This is a genomic window from Streptomyces sp. NPDC003032, from assembly GCF_053591415.1.
The window spans coordinates 19,219-42,928 of record NZ_JBSFTT010000010.1 but is presented as its reverse complement, the minus strand read 5'-3'; the positions used below and the strand labels follow the sequence as shown (position 1 = coordinate 42,928).

The window sequence follows — 23,710 nt, the reverse complement described above, 5'->3', positions numbered from 1 at the left end:
CCGGCAAATCAGGCCACCCGGTACTGCTCGTCCCGGGCGTCGGTGATGAACATGCGGCCCGGCGCGTGCGTGATCGCGAACGGCGGCCGCGACGCCATCACCGCGGCTTGCGGCGTCACCCCGCACGCCCAGAACACCGGGATGTCGTCCGGATCGGCGGCCACCGGGTCACCGAAGTCGGGCCGGCCCAGATCCTCGATGCCGAGCCCCGCGGGCTCGCCGCAGTGCACCGGACTGCCGTGCACCGCCGGCATCAGGGCGCTCTCCCTGATGGCGTCGGCGAGACGGCGGGGCGGTACGGGCCGCATCGACACCACCATGGGGCCGTGCAGACGCCCCGCGGGACGGCAGGGGCGCGCGGTCACGTACATCGGGACGTTGCGGCCCTGCTCGATGTGGCGCAGCGGCACCCCGGCGTCGGCGAGCGCCCACTCGAAGGTAAAGCTGCACCCGATGAGGAACGACACCAGGTCGCCGCGCCAGCGGTCGACGACGTCCGTGGGCTCGTCGGTCAACTCGCCGTGCTCCCACACGCGGTAGCGGGGCAGATCCGTGCGCAGATCGGCGCCCGGGGCGAGCGGCGTGGCCCAGGAGCCCGCGTCCGTGACGTCGAGAACCGGGCAGGGCTTCGGGTTCCGCTGGCAGAACAGCAGCATCTCGTACGCCCAGTCGGCGGGCACGGAGATGAGGTTGGCCTGGGTGAAACCCGCCGCCCAGCCCGCGGTCGGACTGCTCTCGCCCGAACGGAACGCCGCGCGGGCCTCCTTGGCGGTGCGGATCACAGGGGTGTCAGGGGCGCCCACGCGCGCGTGCCCGCTCACAGGAGCTCCCTCCCCCGCGTCTCCGGAAGGCCGAACAGCGCGATGACGGCGAGGCCGTAACCGAAGGCTCCGAAGATCAGCGCACCGCCGACGCCCCAGCTGTCGGCGAGGAAGCCGACCATGGTGGGGAATATGGCGCCGACCGCCCGTCCCGTGTTGTACGTGAAGCCCTGGCCCGTGCCGCGCACGGCCGCCGGGTACAGCTCGCTGAGGAAGGAACCGAAGCCGCTGAAGATCGCCGACATACAGAAGCCCAGCGGGAAACCGAGCACAAGGAGAAGGCCGTTGGCCCCCTCCGGGATGTTCGTGTACGCGAGGATGCTGGCCGCGGAGAGGAACGCGAAGAGAGTGATGTTCCGCTTGCGGCCCAGTTTGTCGGTGAGATAGCCGCCGGTCAGATAGCCGATGAAGGCGCCGGAGATCAGGAAGATGAGGTAGCCGCCGGTATTGACGACGGTGAGGCCGCGCTCGGTCTTCAGATACGTGGGCACCCAGGTGGCCAGCGTGTAGTAGCCGCCCTGCACACCGGTGGACAGGAGCACCGCGAAGCACGTGACGCGCAGCAGCCCCGGCTTGAAAATGGCCGTGAACGACCCCTGGTCGGCGCTCTTCTGGCGCTCCGCCGCGGCCTCCGGGGCGTCGTGCACATTGCGGCGCACATAGATCACCAGGAGGGCGGGCAGCGCACCGGTCCAGAACATCACGCGCCAGGCGAGGTCGTCGTCCAGGAACTGGAACACCACGGTGTAGACGATCGCGGCCAGACCCCAGCCCACGGCCCAGGAACTCTGGATCGCGCCGAGCGTACGGCCGCGGTTCTTGGCGGTGGCGTACTCGGCGACGAGGATCGCGCCGACCGCCCACTCGCCGCCGAAACCGAGGCCCTGGAGGGCGCGGAAGACCAGCAGCGTCTCGTAGTTGGGCGCGAAGCCGCAGGCGACGGTGAAGACGGCGTACGTGACCACTGTGATCATCAGTGCCTTGACGCGGCCGATCCGGTCGGCGACCACACCCGCGACCGCGCCGCCCACGGCGGAGACGACGAGGGTGACGGTGGTGAAGAGCCCGGTCTGGCCGCTGTCGAGGCCGAAGTACGCGGCCAGCGCCACCATGCTCAGCGGCAGCGTGAAGTAGTCGTAGGAGTCGAGGGCGTAGCCCCCGAAGGCCCCGGCGAAGGCGCGGCGGCCGCGCGGGCCGAGCGCCCGCAGCCAGCCGAACGCGCCGCTGTCGTCGGGGAGTTCGCCCTTGTCGGTGCGTATGCCGGCCGGGGCGGCCTGGGGCGGTGGGCTCGTTGGTGGGGTCGTGCTCATGGGCACCTCGCAGAAGAGGGACGGTGAGGGTGCTGGAGCGTGCGGTGCGGCTGTGGTGCGTGGAGACGTGCGGTGCGGGGGCCGTGGGGTTCAGCCGTGCCCGACAAGGTAGAGGATCGTTGAACGATCCCTCAATACCCCTGTTGTTTCGTTCTCGCATCTGCGATTGAATCCGGGCATGGCTGAGGGGATGGCTGGGGCGATGGCTGACGTGAGCGGACTGGCCGAGGATCGTGCGCTCCTCGGGCGCACCAGTACGGCTGAGAGGGTCTCGGACATCCTCAGGAGCCGCATCGCCGAGGGCTACTTCCCGCCCGGCACGCGCCTCTCCGAGGACAGCATCGGCGGGGCGCTCGGCGTCTCCCGCAACACGCTCAGGGAAGCCTTCCGGCTGCTCACGCACGAGAGGCTCCTCGTCCACCGGCTCAACCGCGGAGTCTTCGTGCGGGTGCTCACGGTCGAAGACGTCGAGGACATCTACCGCACGCGCCGCCTCGTGGAGTGTGCCGTCGTCCGTGGTCTCGGCGGGCCCCCGTTCGCGCTCGACGGGGTCGCGGGAGCCGTCGCGGGCGGCGTGCGCGCCGCCGCCGAGAAGGACTGGAAAGGCGTCTCCACCGCCAACATCCACTTCCACAGGGAGCTCGTCGCCCTCGCCGGCAGCGCCCGCACCGACGAGCTGATGCGCAGCGTCTTCGCCGAACTGCGCCTGGCCTTCCACGTGGTGGACGACCCGCGCCGCCTCCACGAGCCGTACCTCGAACGCAACCAGCGCATCCTGGCCACCCTGCGGGCGGGCCACGCCGCACAGGCCGAACGCCTCCTCGCCGCTTACCTGGAGGACTCGCTCGCGGGCCTCGTGGAGGTGTACGGGCGACGGGTGGGCGAGGACGGCTGAGTCCGGCGGATCGGGCGCTCCGCACGGGCCGCTGGAGCCGCCGAGGCGGTGGCTCGGCGAGGGCGGTGAGGCGGTCGCTTCTGCGCCGTTTCGACCGTTGTCAGACCGAGGACCTAGTCTGTGCACCGTGACTTCGCCTGCCGTTACGGACACTGCTCCGCCCCAGCTCAGCGCGGGGCCGCGGCCCGCTCAGGGCCCGGCCGCCGACGAGGGCCTGGCGCGCCGCCTGCGCGCCCTGGCCTGCACGGCTCCGCTGCACGACCTCGACGTGCGCAAGGCCAACCTCGCGGGCGAGTACTCGGTGTACGCGATGGCCGAGGTGGCCCTGTCCGCCATCGACCTCGTCACGCTCAACATGGACTTCGACACCGGTGCCGATCACGAGCAGATCGTCGCCAGGCTGCTCCCGCGCGTCGCCGCGCAGGCCCCCCGGCGCCCCGCCGCCGAGCACGAGCGCGTGGCCCGCTGGGTCCTGGAGAACCTGATCAACGTCGGCAGCGTCGACCGCGGCTTCCGCGCGGTGTACGGCACCTTCGCGCCCGACGGGACGTACGTCCGCAGGGACTACGACTTCAAGCTCCTCGAAGAGGTCCCCGGGTACGGCGGCAGTGTCTACCTGCGTACGACCGACGAGGCCGTCAACGTCCTGGTGGGCGCCCTCGACACCGACGTCACCAGCGCCCAGATCGCCGCCGAGGTGAAGCTGGAGGTCCTGATCAGCCGCGGCAGGCTCGCCGACGCGCAGCTCGCCGCCGAGCAGGCCCGCTACCGGACCGTGCAGTATTCGGAAACGCTGCGCAAGGCCCTCGACGCGACGCGGCGCAACGTCCGCGCGGTGGACTGGCTCCAGGCCGTCCCCGACATGATCGCGGAGGCCCTCGACCACGTAGCCGACCGCTACCGCCACGAGAACGCGATCCTGACCAACATCCGCAAGGCCCGCGACGAGTCCGAGGACCCCGAGCAGAAGCGCCGCGCCGCCGAGCTGGTCGACATCGTCAAGGACTGCATCCGCCGCCACACCCAGCTCCAGTCCCGCCTCCTCGAAGCCGGCCCGCTGTTCCGCGCCGAGCAGGACCGGCAGGCCTTCGCGACGCCCACCGCGCGCGCGGGACTCGATCTGTACGGGCAGCTCGTCGCGCCGCTCCTGCCGCTCCCCGCGGAGCAGGCGATCCGTGTGACGGACGCCTTCTTCGCGCGCGGCACCGGCCTGCGCACCCCCGTCTCCGTCCGGGTCGGCGACCTCGTCGACATACTGCTCACGCCGCCGATGGAGCGCGAGCACCTCGGCGCGGAGATGCCCGAGCCGGACCTGATCGCCACCCCGGACGACAGCCGCTTCAGCGAGGAGCAGCTCGCGAGCGCCATGGACCTGCTCGACCTGCCCCCCGACGCGCCGCGCCGCCTCTCCGGACTGCTCGCCGAGGCCCGCCTCCGCGACCGCGAACTGCCCTACCTGGTCGCCCTGCTGGCCGTGCACGCGGCGAGCCCGCCGGTCGGCACCGCCTACCGCCAGGGCGAGCAGAAGCTGCTCTTCGCCGTGGACGACGGCACCGAACTGGACGACGAGGAGTTCGGCGGCGCCGACCTCATCGTCGGCACGGCCCTCCTGGACGCCGCCGGAATGGCGGCCGCCCGGACGGAGGCGGCCTGACCATGACCGACACTCTCGTACGCCGCCTCGGCCCCCTCACGAACCACCCCACCAAGGAGCACACGCCGTGACCGACCACCCCGCAGAGCACGCCGCGTGGGGCGAGCCGGAGTCCACGGCGGCGCCCGCCGCCCCCGCGCCCGTCACCCCGGCCGACGCCGCCGACGCCGCCCGGCTCGTCTCCTTCGGCCTCCAGCCCAAGCTCCAGCCGGCCCGCGACCAGGAGTACGGCGAACTGCTGCGCCGCTACCGCGAGGACCCGCCCTTCGCGCGGCTCGCCGACGCCGTCGCCACCGGCCTCGGGCTCGTCGTCCTGGAGGTGTCCCCGCGCGCGGGCATGGCCGTGACCGCCGCCGAGGACTCCGTCTTCGCCGTCCGCATGGGCGACTACGCCCGCCGCGCCGCGACCGACTCCACCGACCGCTTCCTGCACGGCCTCGCCCACCTCGCCGTCGCCGCCATGGCCTTCCCGCGCCCCGAGGACCTCGCCGACGACGGGTACATCGGCCGGGTCACGGTCAACGGCGTCGACGCGTTCGTGCGCCAGGCCTGCCGCCGCCTGGAGGAGCGCGCCGAGGAGCAGGGCGAGAACACCGACCCGGCCACCGACGCCCCCGGGCTCGAAGCCGCCTGGCGGATCTGGGCGCGGCGCAGTTCGACCGGAGCCACCAAGGACGCCCGCCGCCTCGCCGGTTCGACCACCGGCATCGTCGCCAAGGCCGTCGTCTTCCTCACCGACTCCGGGTTCCTCCAGCGCACGGGCGACGACTCCGGAGGGACGTACCGCACCACGGCCCGCTATCAGCTCCAGGTCCGCGACATGGCGGGCACCGCGGCCATGGCCGAACTCCTCGAACTCGGCGTCGTCCCGGTCACGGACGGCTCGGCGACGCTGCTGCCGCCCGAAGACACCGACGACCTGGAGCTGGCCGCCGACGCGGGGCTGCCCTTCCACTCCTGACGCCTCGCCAAGACCGCCACCCCGCTCCGCTTCCCCGCCGTTCCCACGACTTACGACGAGAGTCCGCCGCCATGTACGAGCTGTCCCGGATCCGCCTCTACTCCATCGGTCCGGCCGGTGCGCGCTACGCCGACACCGTGCTCGACCTGCGCGGTGTGGGCGCGGAGGTGCCCGACCCCGCACCCACCCAGGCGGAGTTCTTCGCGGACGAGCCGAGCGGCCCGCCGCGCCGCCCCGCCCCCGCGGGCGTGCTCTTCCTGGAGAACGGCGGCGGCAAGTCCGTCCTGCTCAAGCTGATCTTCTCGGTGATGCTGCCGGGCCACCGGAACACGCTCGGCGGCGCCAGCTCCGGCGTGCTGCGCAAGTTCCTGCTCGCCGACGACTGCGGGCACGTCGCCCTGGAGTGGCAGCACACCCGCACCGGCGAGTGCGTGGTCGTCGGCAAGGTCAGCGAATGGCGGGGGCGGCAGGTCTCGAACGACCCGCGGAAGTTCGCCGAGGCCTGGTACTCCTTCCGGCCCGGGCCCGGCATGAGCCTGGACTCCCTGCCGGTCGCCGAGTCCACCGCCGTACGGCCCTCCGCGGAGGGCGCGTCGGGCGCGCAGGGGCGGCGGCGCACCATGAAGGGCTTCCGTGACGCGCTGACCGAGGCGGCCAAGGTGTACCCCCACCTCGAAGTGCACTGGGAAGAGATCCACGACCGCTGGAACGAACACCTCGGCGACCTGGGCCTCGACCCCGAACTCTTCCGCTACCAGCGCGAGATGAACGCCGACGAAGGCGAGGCCGCGGGCCTCTTCGCCGTCAAGAAGGACTCCGACTTCACCGACCTGCTGCTGCGCGCCGTCACGGACACCCGCGACACGGACGGTCTCGCCGACCTCGTCCACGGCTTCGGCAACAAGCTGGGCCGACGGGCAGAGCTGATGGCCGAGCGGGACTTCACCGCGGGCTCCGTCGACCTGCTCGGCCGCATCGTCGACGCCGCCGAGACCCGGGCACGCGCGCGTGACGTGCACGCCGGCGCCGAGCGCAGGACCCGCACGCTGGCCCGCCGTCTCTCCGCGCGCGCCGCCGAGGAGCGGGGCCGCGCCGCGGAGCTGGCCGAGCAGGTCACCGCCGCCGCCCACACCGTCACCGAGGCCGAGCAGGCCCGCGGCAAGAGCGCGCTGATCTCCGCCGAGCTGGCCTACCGGCACGCCTCCTTGGCGCTCACCGTCGCCGAGAAGGCCGCCGCCGCCCAGCGCCGCGAACTCGCCGACGCGCGTACCCTGCACTCCGCCTGGCAGGCCGCGGAAGCCGTCCTGCGGCACCGCGCGGCGGCCGACCGCTCCGCGCGCGTCGCCGTCGCGATCCGCGAGGCCGAACGCGACGCCGCGCCCGCGCTCGCCGCACGCGCGAAGGCCGCCGCCGATCTCGTCCACGCCCTGCACACGGCCGCCGAAGGCGCCGAGAACCTCGCCAACGAGGAGGAGGAGCGCTCCGCCGCACTCCAGGACACCGGCGAGGCCGCGCACCGCGACGCCACCGCCGCCGCCACCGAGGCCCAGCGGGCCCGCAGCGAGGCGGGACACCTGCGCCAGCGCCTCACCGAGGTCGAGCAGGAGACCGCCGAGGCCGTCCGCGCGGGCTGGCTCGACGACACCGCCCCCGACGCCGACCCCGCGCGTGCCGCCCTCGCCGCGAGCGACGCCGAGAAGACCACCGTCGCCGCGTGGGACACCGCGCGCGAGGCCGCCCGCCGGGCCGCGGACCACGCCAAGGAGACGGCCGCCGCCGAGGCCCGCGCCGAACTGACCGCCGCCCGCGCCTCGGACGCCGCGACCGCCGCCGAGGCCGCCCACGACGCGGAGCGCCGCGCCGCCGAGTCCATCGCCGAGGACGAGCGGCTCGCCGAACTCCTGAGCCTGCCCACGAAGGGCGCGGGCAGCGGCGTACCGAAGCCCCGCCAAGGAACCGACGTATCCGGGGAACAGGCCCTCTCCGTAGAGGAGCTGGACCGCTCCGCCGACGACCTGCGCGCGCTCCTCGACGACAACGTCGCCTCCGCCGAGCGGCACCTCTTCGACCTGCGCACCGCGGCCGCCGACGACTCCCGCATCCTCGGCGCCCTGGGCGACGGCGGGCTGCTGCCGCCCGGCCCCGACGTCCTCGCCACCGTCGAGTTCCTCGGCGAGCACGGCATCCCCGCGCTGCCCGGCTGGCGCTACCTCGCCCAGGCCGTCGACCCCGCCGACCACGCGCGCGTGCTCGCCGCCCGCCCCGAGCTCGTCGACGGCGTGGTCATCACCGACCCGGACACCCACGCGCGCGCCCGCGACGCCCTCGCGGACGCCGCCCTGCTGCCCCGCTCGGCCGTCGCCGTGGGCACCGCCGCCGCCCTCCTGGCCCCCACGCCGGGCGAGCAGGCCACCGACAGCCGTGCCGGCAGCGTATTCCTCGTACCGCCGAACCCGGCCATGCACGACGAGCACGCCGCCGACGAGGAGCGGCAGGCGCTGCGCGCGCGGGCCGCACTGCGGGACGAGGAGATCCGCGCGCTCGCTGTCCGGCTCGCCAAGGACCGCGAGCTGGCCGCGCGTCTCGCCTCCTGGCGGACCGGCTGCCCGAGCGGCCGTCTCGCGGAGCTGGCCACCGCCGCCCAGGAAGCACGTGCCTTCGCCGAGGAGGCCGAGGCCGAGCTGGCCGAGGCCCGCACCGCCCGCGCCGAGGCCGACGAGGCCGCGTCCGAGGCGGCACGCGTGCGTGACGAGCGCCAGGAGGCCGCCCAGCGCGCCCGCCGCGCCGCCGACGCCCTCGCGGGCCTCGCCTTCCGGCTCCGCGAGCGGGCCGGCTGGCAGGCCAAGCTGCGTGAACTGGCCGACGACGCCGTCGAGGCCGAGGCCCGCGCCCAGACCTGCCTGGACCGCGCCCGCGCCGCCGACGAGGACCGCCGCGCCGCCCAGCGTGCCGCCGACGACGCCCGCCGCACCGCCCGCGCGCTGCGCGCCGAACGCGCCGAGATCGCCGGCGCCCCCGAGGACGTATCGGAGGACACCGAGGCCCCGAAGACGTCGCTGCCCGCCCTCCGCGAGGCCTACCGCGCGGCGTCGCAGCTCTACGAGAAGGTGGGCGTCGGCGCCGACCTGCGGGCCGAGCAGGCCCGCGCCGAGAGCGACGAGAGCGCCGCACTCGCCGAGCTGGACCGGCTCAGCAACAAGGTCCGCACCCGCGCCGCCCTGCTCCTCGAAGGCACCGACGGTTCCGACGGCCCCTCCCGGCAGGCCGCCGCCGCGCGCGCGGAGGCGCAGGTCCAGCTCCTCGAGGCCCGCGCCGCCACCGCGAGCGAGCAGCTGGGCCGCCTGCGCGGCGAGGCCGAGCGGCACGCCCCCGAGGACGGCGAGGCACACACCGACCTTCCCGGACAGCTCGTCCCCACCGACGCGGAGCAGGCCCAGGCGCTGCTGCGCACGGCCACCGGCGAACTGGCCGCGCACACGGACGCGCTGAGCCGCGCCAAGGAGGCCCACGCCGCACTGCTCCGGAGCCACCGCGTCACAGAGGACGCGGCCGGCGGCTTCGACGAGACGGCCGCCCTCCTGCGAGACCTCCTGCGCGAACACCAGGAAGACACCGAAGACGAGTCCGCGCCCTACCCCGGCACCCTCGAAGAGGCCCGTCAGGCCGCCGCCGAGGCCCGCCGGTCCCTGCGCGGCTGCGCCGCCGACCTCTCAGCCGCCGAGTCGGCCGTCCGCGAGGCGAGCGACATACTCGTACGGCACGCCAACGCCACGCGCTACGAGCAGGTGCGCACCCCCGCCCGTCAGCAGATCCGCGAGCTGCCCGCCTCCGCGCTGCCCGAGCACGCCAAGAAGTGGGCCGACGCCTTCGCGCCGCGCCTGCGCGTCCTGACCGACGAGCTGGAGCAGCTGGAGCGCAACCGCGACAGCATCGTCGACCGCCTGCGCGGCCTCGTCGAGTCGGCCCTCGCGACGCTCAGGTCCGCCCAGCGCCTGTCACGGCTGCCCGAGGGCCTCGGGGAGTGGTCGGGGCAGGAGTTCCTGCGGGTCCGCTTCGAAGAGCCCGACCAGGCCACCCTCGTCGAGCGCCTCGGCGAGGTCGTCGACGAGGCCACGCGCGCGGCCGTGAAGAAGAACTCCGACATGCGGCGCGACGGAATGACCCTGCTGCTGCGCGGCGTCCAGGCCGCCCTGGAGCCGCGCGGCGTCGCCGTCGAGATCCTCAAGCCGGACGCCGTCCTGCGCGCCGAGCGCGTGCCGGTCGGACAGATGGGCGACGTCTTCTCCGGCGGCCAGCTGCTCACCGCTGCCATCGCCCTGTACTGCACGATGGCCGCACTGCGCAGCAACGACCGGGGGCGCGACAAGCACCGGCACGCCGGCACGCTCTTCCTGGACAACCCCATCGGCCGTGCCAACGCCACGTACCTCCTGGAGCTCCAGCGTGCCGTCTCCGACGCGCTCGGAGTGCAGCTGCTCTATACGACCGGCCTGTTCGACACGACGGCGCTCGCCGAGTTCCCGCTGGTCATCCGCTTGCGGAACGACGCGGACCTGCGGGCGGGCCTGAAGTACATCAGCGTCGAGGAACACCTGCGCCCGGGTCTGCCGCAGCGGGCCCCCGAGGACCCCGACGGCGAGACGGTGCACGGGGAGATCACGGCGACGCGGATGTACAAGCGCCCTGCACCGCAGCCGGACCCGGTCACTACGTAGCGAGCTGTTTCGTCAGCCACTCATGGAAGAGCCCGATGTGGTGCTCGGTCGGCACCAGCACCCCGCCCTCGCGGTAGGCGCGTGACGCCATCGCGGGCTGGGTGCGCTCGCAGGCCGCGAAGTCCTGGGCGTTGACCCGGTGGAAGAGCTCCACGGACTTCGACAGGTCGGCGCCGGACGCGACCACGTCGGGCGCGTACAGCCAGTCGCACTCGACGGCCGTACGGTCCTCGGCCAGCGGGAACATCCGGTGCAGGATCACGTGGTCGGGGACGAGGTTGATGAACACGGTCGGCTTCACGGTGACCGCGTAGTAGCGGCGGTCCTGGCCGTCCTCGACCTCGGGCAGGCGGTCGAAGCCCGCGCTCCCGTCGACCGTGAAGCCGCCGACCTCCTCACCGAACGCGGCGCCGTGCCCGACGTAGTACTGCGCGGCGAAACCGTCCGCGAACTCCGGCAGGACATCCGTCAGCTCGGGGTGGATGGTCGCACAGTGGTAGCACTCCATGAAGTTCTCGACGATCAGCTTCCAGTTGGCGCGCACGTCGTACGTGACGCGCTTGCCGAGCGCGAGCCGCTCGGTGCCGTAGCGCTCGATGGACGCCACGTCGCCCAGGCGTTCGGCCGCCGCGCCGACGACGGTCTCTTCGAAGGAGGGCGGTTCGTCCGCCAGACACACCCAGGCATAGCCGAGCCACTCCCGCAGGGCCACCCTCACCAGGCCGTACGCGGTGCGGTCCACGTCCGGCATCCTCACCAGGCTGGGCGCGGCGATCAGCTTGCCGTCGAGGTCGTACGTCCAGGCGTGGTAAGGGCATTGGAGGGCGCGGCGGACCTGCCCGGACTCCTCGGTGCAGAGCCGGGCGCCGCGGTGCCGGCAGACGTTGAGGAAGGCGCGCAGCTCGCCGGTGCGCGAGCGGGTGACCAGGACGCTCTCCCGGCCGACCTGGACCGTGCGGAAGGCACCCGGCCTGTCGAGGTCGGCGGCGCGGACCGCGCAGAACCACAGGGCCTCGAAGACGCGCTCCTGTTCCTGCCGGAAGATCTCCGGGTCGGTGTAGTAGTGGCCGGGGAGGGTCGCGATGAGACTCGGGGGCAAGGAGGTCGTCGTCACGGTTCTCGTACTCCTCAAGAAGGCGCTCGTACTCCTCAAGCGGGCGCGGCGGCGAGACGGCTGGGGTCGAACAGCTCGATGGGGTGCCTGGTGGCGCCGTCCAGTGCCAGGTCGGCGACGATCTCGCCGACCACGGGCACGAACTTGAAGCCGTGCCCGGAGAAACCGGCGGCGACGGTGACCGACCCCGGATGCGCCGGATGGCGCGCGATGACGAAGTGCTCGTCGGGGGTGTTGGAGTACATGCAGGTCGCGGCCTTCAGGAAGCGGCCGGGGAGCGACGGGATCAATCGGCCGACCTGCTCGGCCATCGCGGCGACCTCGGGGTCGTGGACCGTGCGTTCGATGGTCTCCGGGGTGCAGGGTGTGCCCTTGCGGAAGAAGGCCACCTTGGCGCCGAGGTCGGGCCCGTCGATCGACGGAAAGCCGTACACCTGTACGCCCAGCGCGTCCTCCCAGATGTAGATCGGATGGCTCTCCGGAAGGAAGGGCCGTACGCCGCCCTCCGGCTGGAACCAGTACATGACCTGCCGCTCGATGCTGAACGGCACCCCCAGACCGGTGAGCAGCCGCGGCGCCCAGGCACCCGGGCAGAACACCAACTGGCCGGCCGTGTAGGCATCGTCGGCGGTGTGCACGCGCACGCCGTCCCGGCACGGCTCCCAGCGCGTCATCGGCTCCTCGAAGTGCAGGTCGGCGCCGTCGCGCGTGGCGAGCTGGAGATGGGCGGCCACGGTGTTCTCGGGGCGGACGAGGCCCGCCCGCGCCTCGTACAGCGCCACCTCGTCGTCGCACGGGGTCAGGGTCGGGAAGCGGCGGCGGATCTCCTTCGCGTCGAGCAGCTCGTGCGGCAGGCCCCACCGCTCGGCGGAGAGCAGCGAGCCGGCGACGGGGCGGCTGTCGGGGCGGCCGAGCATCACGCCGCCGCACAGGGTGGCGATCTCGCGGCCCGTGTCGCGTTCGAGGCGTTCGTACAGCTCGTAGGCGCGCAGGAGCAGCGGGACGTACGCGGGGTCCTCGAAGTAGGACTGCCGGGTGACGCGGGAACCGCCGTGGCTGGAACCGCGGTTGTGTACCGGGCCGAACTTCTCCAGGCCGAGGACGCGGGCGCCGCGCGCGGACAGATGGTGGGCGGCGGCGCTGCCCATGCCGCCGAGGCCGATCACGATCACGTCGTAGGTGGGGGACACCGGGTGCCTCCTGGCGGCTAGCGGCGGATGCGGGTCATCTCCGGGTCGAACAGGGGCTCGTGGGCGACCGTCGCGGGAACCTTCTCGCCGAAGTACTCGACATGGACGGCGGTACCCGCCTCCAGGGGCGGCAGCCAGGCGTAGGCGACGCAGCGGCCCAGGGTGTACCCGTAGGAGGCGCTGGTGACGTACCCGGCCGGGGCACCGTCTACGTAGACGGGCTCTTTGCCGAGGACGACGGCGGCAGGGTCGTCCAGGAGGAGGGCGGTGAGCTTCCGCGCAGGCCGCCCGAGTGCTTGGAGCGCCGCACGCCCCATGAAGTCACCCTTGTTCATCCGGACCGCGAAGCCGACGCCCGCCTCGTAGGGGTTGTGTTCGGAGGTCATGTCGTGGCCCCACGCGCGGTACCCCTTCTCCAGGCGCAGGCTGTTGAAGGCGGACCGTCCGGCCGCGATCACGCCGTGCGCGCGCCCCGCCTCCCACAGCGTGTCCCAGAGGCGGAGCCCCAGATCGGCGCTGGTGTACAGCTCCCACCCCAGTTCACCGACGTACGACAGGCGCATGGCGGTCACGGGGACGTGCCCGATGTACGTCTCCTTGGCCTTGAAGTAGCCGAACGCCTCGTGCGAGAAGTCGTCACGGGTGAGGGGCTGGACGAGCGCGCGGGCCAGCGGGCCCCAGACACCGACACAGCAGGTCCCCGAGGTGATGTCCCTGAGGTGGACGTCATCGGGCGAGTGCCGGAGCAGCCAGTCCAGGTCGGCGGGGGAGTTGGCGCCCACCTGGAAGCGGTCGGGTGCGAGGCGCGCCACGGTCAGGTCGGAGCGGATGCCGCCCGCCTCGTCGAGAAGGAGCGTGTAGGTGACCGAGCCGGGCTTCTTCGCGAGATTGTTGCTGGTCATGCGCTGGAGGAAGGCGAGCGAGCCGGGGCCCGTGACCTCCAGGCGGCGCAGGGGCGTCATGTCGTACAGGGTGACCCTCTCGCGGGTGGCGCGCGCCTCGGCCGCCGCGATCGGGGACCAGTGGCGGGCCGCCCAGGTGTCGCGCTCGGGCACCTCGATGCCCTCGGCGAGCGGGGAGTTGGCCTCGTACCAGTGCGGGCGCTCCCAGCCGCCGCCCTCCAGGAACACCGCGCCCAGCTCCTGCTGGCGGGCGTAAAAGGGGCTGACCCGTAGGGGGCGGGGCCGATCCATCGGCTGGAGCGGGTGGATGACGTCATAGACCTCGACGAACTGCCGCGCGCCGCGCTCGGCGACGTACGCCGGGGAGCGCTGGGCGTCCTCGAAGCGCGTCAGCTCGCACTCGTGCGGGTCGAGCGAGGGCCGCCCGTCGACCATCCACTCGGCGACCGCCTTGGCGACGCCCGCGGAGTGCGTGACCCACACCGCCTCGGCCAGCCAGAAGCCGCGCAGCGCACAGGACTCGCCGAGCACGGGCATGCCGTCCGGCGTGAAGGAGAAGACGCCGTTGAAGCCCTCCTCGATCTCCGTCCCCTCAAGGGCGGGAAGCAGTCGGCGGCAGTCCTCCCAACTCGGCGCGAAGTCCTCCTCGGTGAAGGGATACGACGAAGGCATGGTCTCGGCGTCGTCGTACGCGGGAACCGCGAACGGGTCGACAGGCAGCGGCCGATGCGCGTACGAGCCGATGCCGACGCGGTCGGTGTGCTCACGGAAGTACAGATCGCGGTCCTGGAAGCGGAGGATGGGCCGCGACGCCTCGGTCCGCGGGTCGTTGACGCCCGCGAGCTCGGGCAGCGGTCCCGTCTTCGCGTACTGGTGGGCGAGCGGGAGCAAGGGCACGTCGACACCGGCCATCCGCCCGATCACCGGGCCCCAGAAACCGGCCGCCGAGACGACATGGTCGGCGGGGAAGGTGCCGCGGTCGGTGACGACGGCGGTGACGCGGCCACTGTCCCGCTCGATGCCCGTCACGGTGTGCCGGTCCAGAAAACGCGCTCCACGCGCGCGTGCCCGTTCCATCTGTGCACGGCAGGCGAGCACGGCGCGGGCCAGACCGTCGTCGGGCGTGTGCAGACCGCCGTACACCCGGGCCTCGTCGACGAGCGGCCACAGCTCCTTGCAGCGCCCGGGTCCGACCAGCTCGGCGCGCACGCCCCAGGAGGCGGCGAAACCGGCCTTGCGGTGCAGATCGGCCCAGCGCTCGGGCGTGGTGGCCAGTTCGAGACCGCCCACCGGGTTGAAGCACGAGAGCCCGTCCACCTCCAGGGAGGTGAACTTCTCCACGGTGTACGTCGCGAACGAGGTCAGCGTCCTGGACGGCCCGGTCTGGAAGACCAGTCCCGGCGCGTGCGAGGTGGAGCCGCCCGGCGCGGGCAGCGGCCCCTGGTCGAGCACGGTGACATCGGTCCAGCCGCGGGCGGTCAGCTCGTCGGCGAGCGAGCAGCCGACGATCCCGGCGCCGATGACGACCACGCGGGGTCCTCCTCCGGCAGGGCGGCTCACAGGGCCACCACCGAGCGCAGCACCTCGCCGCGCCGCATCCGCGCGAAGGCCTCCTCCACCTCGTCCAGGGAGACCGTCTCGGAGACGAAGCCGCCGAGGTCGAGCCGGCGGCTGAGGTACTGGTCGACGAGGATCGGGAAGTCCCGGGTGGGCAGGCAGTCGCCGTACCAGGACGACTTGAGGGCGCCGCCGCGCGAGAAGAGATCGATCAGCGGCAGATCGACCGTCGTCTCCGGATCGGGCACCCCGACCTGCACCAGCACACCCGCGTGATCGCGCATATAGAAAGCTTGCTTGTACGTCGACGGGGTGCCGACCGCGTCGATCGCGACGTCGACCCCGTGACCGCCGGTCAGCTCACGGACGGCCGTCACGGGGTCGGTGCCCTGTGAGTTGACGGTGTGCGTGGCGCCGAACCGGGTGGCCGCGTCCAGCTTCGAGTCGTCGATGTCGACGGCGATGACACGACGGGCCCCGGCCAGGGACGCCCCGGCGATCGCGGCGTTGCCGACGCCGCCGCAGCCGATGACGGCGACGGTGTCGCCGCGGCCCACCCCGCCGGTGTTCACGGCGGCCCCGTACCCCGCCATCACACCGCAGCCGATCAGACCGGCCGCCTCGGGGCGCGCCGCCGGATCGACCTTCACCGCCTGCCCGGCGGCCACCAGCGTCTTCTGGGCGAAGGCGCCGATGCCGAGGGCGGGGCTCAGCGGCGTGCCGTCCAGGAGCGTCATGGGCCGACGCGCGTTGCGTGAGTCGAAGCAGTACCAGGGGCGCCCGCGCAGACAGGAACGGCAGGCTCCGCACGGAGCCCGCCAGGCCAGCACCACATAGTCGCCGGGGGCGAGATCGGCGACGTCGGCGCCGGTGGCCTCGACGGTGCCCGCCGCCTCATGGCCGAGCAGGAACGGGAAGTCGTCGTTGATCGCGCCCTCCCGGTAGTGCAGATCCGTGTGGCAGACCCCGCAGGCCTGCACGGAGACGAGTACCTCTCCCGGGCCGGGATCTGGCACGACGATCGTCCGCACCTCGACAGGTGCGCCCTTCTTCACGGCGACGACGGCACGGACCTCATGGGGCACGGCCAGACTCCTCTGCTGTTGCGCACGGCTCGATAGCAGGGGTGCGTACGTACGGCACGATGGTGCTGTTGCGTACTGCACGACCGGTTGCGCTATGAGAGACATAGTGGGAACGCCATCAAGAGGCCGTCAAGAGGGCGGGGTGAACCCTTCGCAAATCAGCGGAAGCGCGTCGGAACATGGCCGGGACGCGCGCGTGGGCGGGACCGTGTTCCGGTCCCGCCCACGCGCGCGTGCTCCTCCGGAGAGTTCTGTTCGGACCGTTCGGACCGTTCGGACCGTTCAGACCGCGAGCCCTGTCAGAACCCGTACCCCATACGCCGGGACAGCTCCACGGACGCCACGACCGTGCGCTTGGCCAGCTCGGTCAGGCGGTCCTCGGTCAGCCGGTACACCGGCCCCGACGCGCTGAGCGCCCCGATCACCTTGCCGTCGTGCGCCCGCACCGGCGCGGCGACCGCGGCGAGGCCCACCTCCAGCTCCTCGACGGCGACGGCGAAGCCCTGCCCCACGACGGCCTCCAGCTCCCCGCGGAGCGCCACCGTGCCGGTCACCGTGTGCTCGGTCAGGCGGGGCAGCGTGCGCGCGATCAAGCCCTCGCGCAGCGTCGTCGGCAGATGCGCGAGGAGCACCTTGCCGCTGGACGTGGCGTGCAGCGGGGTGCGCCGACCGAGCCAGTTCTGCGCGGTCACCGAGGCAGGGCCGCGCGCCTGCATGATGTTGACCGCGGCGTCGTCGTCCAGGACCGCGATGTTGACGGTCTCGCCCAGCTCGTCCGCCAGTTCGCGGCAGACCGGGCCGCCCTCCTGGGAGATGTCCATGCGCACTGCCGCCGCCCCCGCGAGGCGGAGTACGCCCGCACCCAGGAAGTACTTCCCGCGATCCTTGGCCTGGCCGACAAGGCCGCGGTTCTCCAGCACCCCGAGGAGCCGGAACGCCGTCGACTTGTGGACGCCCAACTCGTCGGCGATCTCGGTCACTCCGGCCTCTCCGTGCCGAGCGAGGATCTCCAGGACGCTCACCGCGCGGTCCACGGACTGGACGGACCCGACGGCTGTCTTCGGCTGCTTCTCCCGGGGCTCGCCCCTGGATTCCCCGATTGCTTCCTTGCTCGCTTCCTTGCCCGGTTCCCCGCGGGGTTCCTTGCTCGGCTCCCTGATCTGATCAGCCTGTTTCCGCGTGCCGGTCATAACTCGACTCTCACCACCTGGCGGCTCATGGAAGCCGCGTCTTCGGGAAGCCCTTGACGCGACGGGCGTCCCGACCGGATTCTGTTGCGTATAGCGCTCCCTCGTGCGCCATGTGAAACGTCATGTTACCGAAGGGTCCTGGCCCCCGAAGGGGCGAGGACCGGGCCGAACGACACCAGAGGGGGGCCCATGATTCCCGTATGCCGCCTCGAAGACCTCCCCGCGGGCGAGTCCGTCCGCCTCGACACCACGCCGCCCGTCGCGGTGTTCAACGCCGACGGTGAGCTGTTCGCCATCGACGACACATGCAGCCACCAGGACGCTTCCCTGTCGGAGGGCTGGCTGGAGGGCTGTGAGGTCGAATGCCCGCTCCACGCCGCCTCATTCGATCTCCGCACCGGGCGCCCCACCTGCCTGCCCGCGCGCAGGCCCGTCCGTACGCACCAGGTATACGTCCAGGACGGCATGGTCCACGTGCGTCTGGCCACCGCCGAGGAAGGATCCGCCGCATGAAGGCCTCCGGCGGAGGCGGCATGAGGACCGTGACCGTGGTCGGCGCCTCGCTCGCCGGTCTGTACGCGGCGCGGGTCTGCGCGCCCAGGGATTCGACGGGCGCTTGGTCGTCGTCGGTGCCGAGCCGCACCAGCCGTACGACCGGCCGCCCCTGTCCAAGGCGTTCCTCACCGGCGGCGACGAGGGGCAACTCGCCCTGTCCGACGGCGAGGAGACGGCGGAGCTCGCCGCCGAGTGGATCCTCGGCACCCGCGCGTGTGCCCTCGACGCGCGCGGCCGCACGGTCGTCCTGGAGGACGGCCGGACGCTGGCGAGCGACGGCGTGGTCATCGCCACGGGGGCATCCGCCCGGCGCCTGGCGGGCCCCGCGCTCACGGGCGTCCACACCCTGCGCACCCTGGACGACGCCCGCGCACTGCGGGCGGAACTCGTCCGTGGCCCGCGGCGCGTGGTCGTGGTCGGCGGTGGCTTCATCGGCGCCGAGACCGCGTCCTCCTGCGTGGCGCTCGGCCATGACGTCACGGTCGTCGAGGCCGCGCCACTGCCGCTCGCCGCGCAACTCGGGGTCGACATGGCGTCCACGTGCGCGCGGCTGCACGCGCGCGGCGGGGCCCGCCTGCTGACGGGGGTCGGGGTGGCCGCACTGCGGGGCGGCACGCCGCATGGTCGCGGCACGCCGCATAGCCATGGGGCACCGCATAGCCACGGCACACCGAACATCGCTGGCGCGCCGAACTTTCAGGACGAGCCGAGCGTTTACGGCAAGCCGAGCATCTACGGCGAGTCGAGCGTCTATGACGAGCCGAGCATCCCCGGCGGAGGCGCTGTCACCGCCGTAGAGCTGTCCGATGGCCGTCTGCTGCCCGCGGACGTGGTCGTCGTCGGCATCGGGGCAGTGCCCAACACCGGCTGGCTCGCGGGCTCGCCCCTCGCCCTGGACGACGGCGTGCTGTGCGACGACGGCTGTGTCACCACACTGCCCCAGGTCGTCGCGGTGGGCGATGTCGCCCGCGCCGGCGGTATCCGCGCCGAACACTGGACGAGCGCCACCGAACAACCCCGCGTGGCCGTGCGGAACTTGCTCGCCGGCCGCACGGTCGAGACCCTGTGCCCACTGCCGTACTTCTGGTCGGACCAGTACGGCTCCCGCCTCCAGTTCGCCGGGCGCCGACGCGACGGCGACACCGTACGCATAGTCGAGGGCTCCCCGGACGCTCTGGGCGCTCTGGACGCTCTGCGCGCCCCGGACACCTCGGACGCCCTGTGCGAGGGCGGTTTCCTCGCCGTCTACGAACGCGAGGGCCGCACGGCGGCGGCGCTCGCACTCGACCGCGCCCGGCCGTTCATGAAGGTACGCAGGGAACTCGTGGCCGCCGCGGCGGCTCAGGAACGGGCGGGGGTGTCCGCGGACAACGCCGCGAGGCAGCCCACGCGGGTCTGACCTCGGTCGACGGTCCGGCCCGCCGGAAGCATGACAGCCGCCGCACACAGAAGCGTGGTGACTGCGCCCGCCGCACACAGAAGCATCGCGTCTGCGCCCCTCAAGAGTGCGACAACTGCCCCGCCCTTCCGCGCCCCCTCCGTATTCGTTCCTCCCCCATACGCCCCTTCCCCCGCGCCGCGACCCGAACGTGGCGGCGCGTCCGGCGCCGCTCGCGACGCAGCTGTCGCGCCGTGCTGCTCGGCATCGACACCACCCCGTGCCGCTGATTCCACACCTGACGGGTCACCCACACGTCCAGAACGCCCCACGTGGCCACGACCGTGCTGGCCACGCTGCTCAGCACCATGGGGAAGGAGAGCCAGGACCCCGCCAGCGCGGCGAGGAAGGCGACCATCGCCTGCACCAGGGTGACCGCGACTATGATCACGGCCCGCACGGCTGCCGTCCGCACCGGATCGGGCAGCCGCCTTCTGCGGGCGGGCTCCTCGACCCACAGCGCAGGCCGCCGCGCCGGAGGCTCGTCCCCCCGCGGCGCGGCACTCCGCGCCGCCCCGACCCGTGCGGCTTCGCCGCTCTCCGACGCCCTGTTGCGCTCTGCCGTGCCCATCATTTCGTCACTCCCCCCGCTGCTTCGCGGCCGTTCACGAACACCCTCCGGGGACACCCTCTGGCCCAACTCACCTGTGGCTGCCCGGTTTACTGCGCTTTATGCCGCCTGCCCTGCTGCCTGTCCCGCCGCCTCCCCCGCGGCGCGACCCGCGGCGTGCCCTCTGGCCGAGAGCCCGTCGCCGCCTCTCCCTGACCGACGAACGAGAGATCGGAAAGATTCCCGTCCCGCTCCCACGAAGCGAAGAATTCCGGCCAACTGACCTGCCCGGCAAGGCCGAAGGGCCCGTGCGGCATGCACCGCATGCTGGGACGCAATCTCCCGTAATGGAGGGACAACTGAGGACGTCTCTTTCACGTCACGGCCGAAAAGCGTTCGGATGCGTCTTCGAGTTGCTCGTGGGTCAGTAGTAGGCTCGCGCCGTTTGTTGACGCACATGTGTGCCCCTGGCCCGTGCAACGGCCGCAGGGGGCCGATCTGGGGGAGGCCATGCGCTTTCGCGGGAAGTCCATCCGCCGGAAGATCGTGGCACTGCTGCTCGTGCCGCTGGTTTCCCTGACAGCCATCTGGGGTTTCGCCACCGTCATCACCGGCCGCGAGGCGAGCAGGCTGCTCGACACGGCCAACGTTGTCGAGAAGATCGGTTACCCGATCGAGGACACGGTCCGTGTGGTCCAGCAGGAACGCCGCCAGACCCTTGTCTACCTCGCCGACCCGCGCGCGTCCGACGCCCTCGCGGCCCTGCGCCGCAGCCGCGACGCGACCGACGACATGATCGCCAAGGTCCGTACGAACGGCGAGGACTCGGGCGTCCGCGACAGTGTCGACGGCAACTCGCGCAAGCGTCTCACCTCGCTCCTCGAAGCCTTCGACGGCATCGAGTCCCTGCGCCGCACCGTCGAAGAGGGCACGATCACCCGGGCCGGCGCCCTGAAGATGTACTCCAAGCTGATCGACCCCTGCTTCGGTCTGCTCACGACCCTCAACGGCTTCGCCGACCTCGACGAAGTGAGCCTCGACCAGCAGGGCCGCGCGCTGGTCGGCGTCACACGCGCGCGTGAACTGCTCTCCCGACAGGACGCGTTGCTCGGTTCGGCGCTCGTCGCCCGGCGCATCACCAGGGCCGAGATCCGACAGGTCGCCGAGCTCAGGGCGCAGCGCAACCTCCTGTACGAGGTGAACCTCGCGCCGCTTCCCGAGGACGACCGCGGCCGCTACGAGCGCTATTGGAACGGCGCCGAGACCACGCAGCTGCGCAAGGCCGAGGAGGACGTCATCGAGTCCGCGCCCGGCACCCCGCGCGTGGTGACGTCCGCGCACTGGGACAAGACCGCGGGCCGCGTCCTCAAGCAGCTCGGCGAGCGCGACGTCGAAGCGGGCGACCGCTTCAGGGAGCGCGTCGAACCCGCCGCCGTCGGCGTGATCGTGCGCGTCATCCTGGCCGGCGTCCTCGGCCTGGTCGCACTGCTGGTCTCCCTCTTCATGTCCGTACGCATCGGACGCGGCCTCATCCGTGACCTGCGCCGTCTGCGACTGGAGGCCCACGAGGCCTCCGGTGTCCGGCTGCCGGGCGTGCTACGCCGACTGGCTGCCGGCGAACAGATCGACGTGGAGACCGAGGCGCCCAGACTGACGTACGACAAGGACGAGATCGGGCAGGTCGGCCAGGCCCTCAACACCTTGCAGCGCGCCGCCGTCGAGGCCACCGTCAAACAGGCCGACCTGCGCCGCGGCGTATCCGAGGTCTTCGTCAACCTCGCCCGCCGCAGCCAGGTCCTGCTGCACAAGCAGCTCACGCTCCTGGACGCCATGGAGCGCAGGACCGAGGACACCGACGAGCTGGCCGACCTCTTCCGCCTCGACCACCTCACCACCCGCATGCGGCGCCACGCCGAGGGCCTCGTGATCCTCTCCGGGGCCGCGCCGTCACGCCAGTGGCGCAAGCCCGTCCAGCTCATGGACGTCGTGCGCGCCGCCGTCGCCGAGGTCGAGGACTACGAACGCATCGAGGTGCGCCGCCTGCCCCGCATCGCGGTCACCGGCCCCGCCGTCGCCGATCTCACGCACCTGATGGCGGAACTCCTGGAGAACGCCACGGTGTTCTCGCCCCCGCACACCGCCGTGCAGGTCCTGGGCGAGCACGTCGCCAACGGCTTCACCCTGGAGATCCACGACCGGGGGCTCGGCATGGCCGCCGACGCGCTCCTCGACGCCAACCTCCGCCTCGCGGAGACCCCCGAGTTCGAGCTGTCCGACACCGACCGGCTCGGCCTCTTCGTCGTCAGCAGGCTCGCGCAGCGCCAGCGGGTCCGCGTCTCCCTGCAACCCTCCCCGTACGGCGGTACGACCGCCGTCGTCTTCATCCCCGAGGCCCTGCTCACCGACGACGTCCCCGACACCGGTGGCGTCGGCTTCCGCCTCGACCGGCCCCAGGCCAAGGAACGGGCGGCGCGCACCGACAAGGCGGCGGACCGCACGGCGGCCCTGGCCCAGGTGCCCGTGCAGCTGCCCGGCCTGCCCGCCTCCGTGCTCGACGGCCCCGTCGAGCTGGAGGCACCCGTCGGCCTGGCGGACCTCGCCCCCTTCCCGGGCGCGCTCGGCGACGACGACAGCGAGCGCGGCGGCCTCTTCCGCCCGCGCCGCCGGGGCGTCGGCACACCCGGCGAGCAGCACCAACAGGCCCGCGACGTCCGGGAGGCGGGCCGCGCCGAGCCCAGCCGCCGCGACGTCCCGCAGGTCGGCGCCGACGACGACCTCCCCGGGGACTCCCACTCCGGCGACCCCGTGCCGCTGCCGCGCCGCAGGACTCCGAAGCTGGTCAGCTCGCACGGCCGCCCCGTGACGCACGCCAGACCGCAGGAGAGCGGCACACCCCTGGCCCCGGCGGCCGAGGACGAGATCCCGCAGGCCCCGCTGCCCCGGCAGCGGTCCGGCTGGCCCGACCTGTCACCGCCGCACCAGGACGTCACCGCCGCCGACGCCTCCCCGGAGCTGCCCCGCCGCAGCCGCCGCACCGGCCCGCAGGGCGGAGCCGCCCCGGGCCGCGGCACGCAGGACCGCACCACCACGACCGCCCTGGGCGGACTGCCCCGCCGTGTCCGGCAGGCAAGCCTCGCCCCGCAGTTGAAGGACGGCCCCGACCGCCGCTCCGAGCGCGCCGAGGCCCGGCCGGAGGAGCGCGACGCGGAAGAGGTACGCAGCCGCATGGCCTCGCTCCAGCGGGGCTGGCAGCGCGGCCGCGACGAGAACGCCGCCGGCGACGACACCACGGACGGCACAGCACCAGGAACGACATCTGAGGGGAACGGTCGATGACCGCACCGAAGGCCGACGCGCGCACCACCACGACCGGGGGGCCGGGTGAGCTGAACTGGCTCCTCGACGACCTGGTGCAGCGCGTCTCCAGCATCCGCAAGGCGCTCGTGCTCTCCGGCGACGGCCTGCCCACCGGCATGTCCAAGAACCTGACCAGGGAGGACAGCGAGCACCTCGCCGCCGTCGCCTCCGGGTTCCACAGCCTGGCCAAGGGCGTGGGCCGCCACTTCGAGGCGGGCAGGGTCCGCCAGACCGTGGTCGAGCTCGACGACGCGTTCCTCTTCGTCACGGCCGCGGGCGACGGCAGCTGCCTCGCCGTCCTCGCGGAGGCGGACTCCGACGTCGGCCTGGTGGCGTACGAAATGACGCTGCTGGTCAAGAGGGTGGGTGTGCATCTTGGTACGGCGCCGCGCACGGACCTGCCCGCGGGAGGGTAG

Annotated in this window: 15 protein-coding genes and 1 pseudogene; 8 read left to right on the top strand and 8 right to left on the bottom strand. The window is 72.8% G+C overall.

Features of this window, described 5'->3' with window-relative positions; genetic code table 11:
- Positions 1-8 precede the first annotated feature (8 nt).
- Both ACWDZ7_RS16190 and ACWDZ7_RS16185 read right to left on the bottom strand, forming a co-directional pair.
- Positions 9-821: a putative hydro-lyase gene (locus ACWDZ7_RS16190; RefSeq protein WP_451797505.1), complete on the bottom strand. Its 813-nt coding sequence runs from the start codon at positions 819-821 to the stop codon at positions 9-11.
- Positions 818-2,131, bottom strand: coding sequence for an MFS transporter (locus ACWDZ7_RS16185; protein WP_451797503.1), 1,314 nt, complete (start codon positions 2,129-2,131; stop codon positions 818-820). Before ACWDZ7_RS16185 ends, ACWDZ7_RS16190 begins: the two co-directional genes overlap by 4 nt.
- Positions 2,132-2,333: 202 nt before the next feature.
- Here ACWDZ7_RS16185 and ACWDZ7_RS16180 point away from each other — a divergent pair, with 202 nt between their 5' ends.
- From ACWDZ7_RS16180 to ACWDZ7_RS16165, 4 genes are all read left to right on the top strand, one after another.
- Positions 2,334-3,026 carry a GntR family transcriptional regulator gene (locus ACWDZ7_RS16180; protein WP_451797502.1) on the top strand — a complete coding sequence of 231 codons (693 nt, stop codon included), beginning with the start codon at positions 2,334-2,336 and terminating at the stop codon, positions 3,024-3,026.
- Positions 3,027-3,153: 127 nt separating this feature from the next.
- Positions 3,154-4,680 carry a hypothetical protein gene (locus ACWDZ7_RS16175; RefSeq protein ID WP_451797501.1) on the top strand — a complete coding sequence of 509 codons (1,527 nt, stop codon included), beginning with the start codon at positions 3,154-3,156 and terminating at the stop codon, positions 4,678-4,680.
- A gap of 67 nt (positions 4,681-4,747) precedes the next feature.
- Positions 4,748-5,641: a hypothetical protein gene (locus ACWDZ7_RS16170; RefSeq protein WP_451797499.1), complete on the top strand. Its 894-nt coding sequence runs from the start codon at positions 4,748-4,750 to the stop codon at positions 5,639-5,641.
- A 71-nt stretch (positions 5,642-5,712) separates the two neighbouring features.
- The gene (locus ACWDZ7_RS16165) at positions 5,713-10,356 is read left to right on the top strand and encodes a hypothetical protein (protein WP_451797498.1); all 4,644 of its coding nucleotides are present in this window, start codon (positions 5,713-5,715) and stop codon (positions 10,354-10,356) included.
- On the opposite strand, the gene ACWDZ7_RS16160 is transcribed toward ACWDZ7_RS16165, so the two are convergent.
- The 5 genes from ACWDZ7_RS16160 to ACWDZ7_RS16140 all read right to left on the bottom strand — a co-directional run bounded on the left by ACWDZ7_RS16160 (position 10,349) and on the right by ACWDZ7_RS16140 (position 17,394).
- Complete coding sequence (locus tag ACWDZ7_RS16160; protein WP_451797496.1) at positions 10,349-11,470, bottom strand: aromatic ring-hydroxylating oxygenase subunit alpha; 1,122 nt, start codon at positions 11,468-11,470, stop codon at positions 10,349-10,351. The two genes, ACWDZ7_RS16165 and ACWDZ7_RS16160, sit on opposite strands and share 8 nt — an antisense overlap.
- A gap of 35 nt (positions 11,471-11,505) precedes the next feature.
- Positions 11,506-12,660: an N-methyl-L-tryptophan oxidase gene (solA, locus tag ACWDZ7_RS16155; RefSeq protein ID WP_451797494.1), complete on the bottom strand. Its 1,155-nt coding sequence runs from the start codon at positions 12,658-12,660 to the stop codon at positions 11,506-11,508.
- 17 nt (positions 12,661-12,677) lie between these two features.
- The gene (locus ACWDZ7_RS16150; RefSeq protein WP_451797493.1) at positions 12,678-15,092 is read right to left on the bottom strand and encodes a GcvT family protein; all 2,415 of its coding nucleotides are present in this window, start codon (positions 15,090-15,092) and stop codon (positions 12,678-12,680) included.
- Positions 15,093-15,118: 26 nt separating this feature from the next.
- Positions 15,119-16,204 carry an S-(hydroxymethyl)mycothiol dehydrogenase gene (locus ACWDZ7_RS16145; RefSeq protein ID WP_451797491.1) on the bottom strand — a complete coding sequence of 362 codons (1,086 nt, stop codon included), beginning with the start codon at positions 16,202-16,204 and terminating at the stop codon, positions 15,119-15,121.
- A 299-nt stretch (positions 16,205-16,503) separates the two neighbouring features.
- Complete coding sequence (locus ACWDZ7_RS16140; RefSeq protein ID WP_451797489.1) at positions 16,504-17,394, bottom strand: IclR family transcriptional regulator; 891 nt, start codon at positions 17,392-17,394, stop codon at positions 16,504-16,506.
- Between the two features lie 189 nt (positions 17,395-17,583).
- Here ACWDZ7_RS16140 and ACWDZ7_RS16135 point away from each other — a divergent pair, with 189 nt between their 5' ends.
- The gene (locus tag ACWDZ7_RS16135; RefSeq protein ID WP_451797488.1) at positions 17,584-17,907 is read left to right on the top strand and encodes a bifunctional 3-phenylpropionate/cinnamic acid dioxygenase ferredoxin subunit; all 324 of its coding nucleotides are present in this window, start codon (positions 17,584-17,586) and stop codon (positions 17,905-17,907) included.
- A 20-nt stretch (positions 17,908-17,927) separates the two neighbouring features.
- A pseudogene (locus tag ACWDZ7_RS16130) lies at positions 17,928-19,348 on the top strand (NAD(P)/FAD-dependent oxidoreductase).
- A 100-nt stretch (positions 19,349-19,448) separates the two neighbouring features.
- Here ACWDZ7_RS16130 and ACWDZ7_RS16125 read toward each other — a convergent pair.
- A complete protein-coding gene (locus ACWDZ7_RS16125; RefSeq protein ID WP_451797785.1) occupies positions 19,449-19,958 on the bottom strand; it encodes a hypothetical protein in 510 nt (169 codons plus the stop codon).
- Positions 19,959-20,447: 489 nt separating this feature from the next.
- Between ACWDZ7_RS16125 and ACWDZ7_RS16120 the strand changes: the two genes are divergently transcribed.
- Entirely contained in the window at positions 20,448-23,273 is a 2,826-nt protein-coding gene (locus tag ACWDZ7_RS16120; protein WP_451797486.1) for a nitrate- and nitrite sensing domain-containing protein, read from the top strand.
- On the top strand, positions 23,270-23,710 hold the full coding sequence (locus ACWDZ7_RS16115; RefSeq protein WP_451518606.1) for a roadblock/LC7 domain-containing protein: 441 nt from the start codon (positions 23,270-23,272) through the stop codon (positions 23,708-23,710). Before ACWDZ7_RS16120 ends, ACWDZ7_RS16115 begins: the two co-directional genes overlap by 4 nt.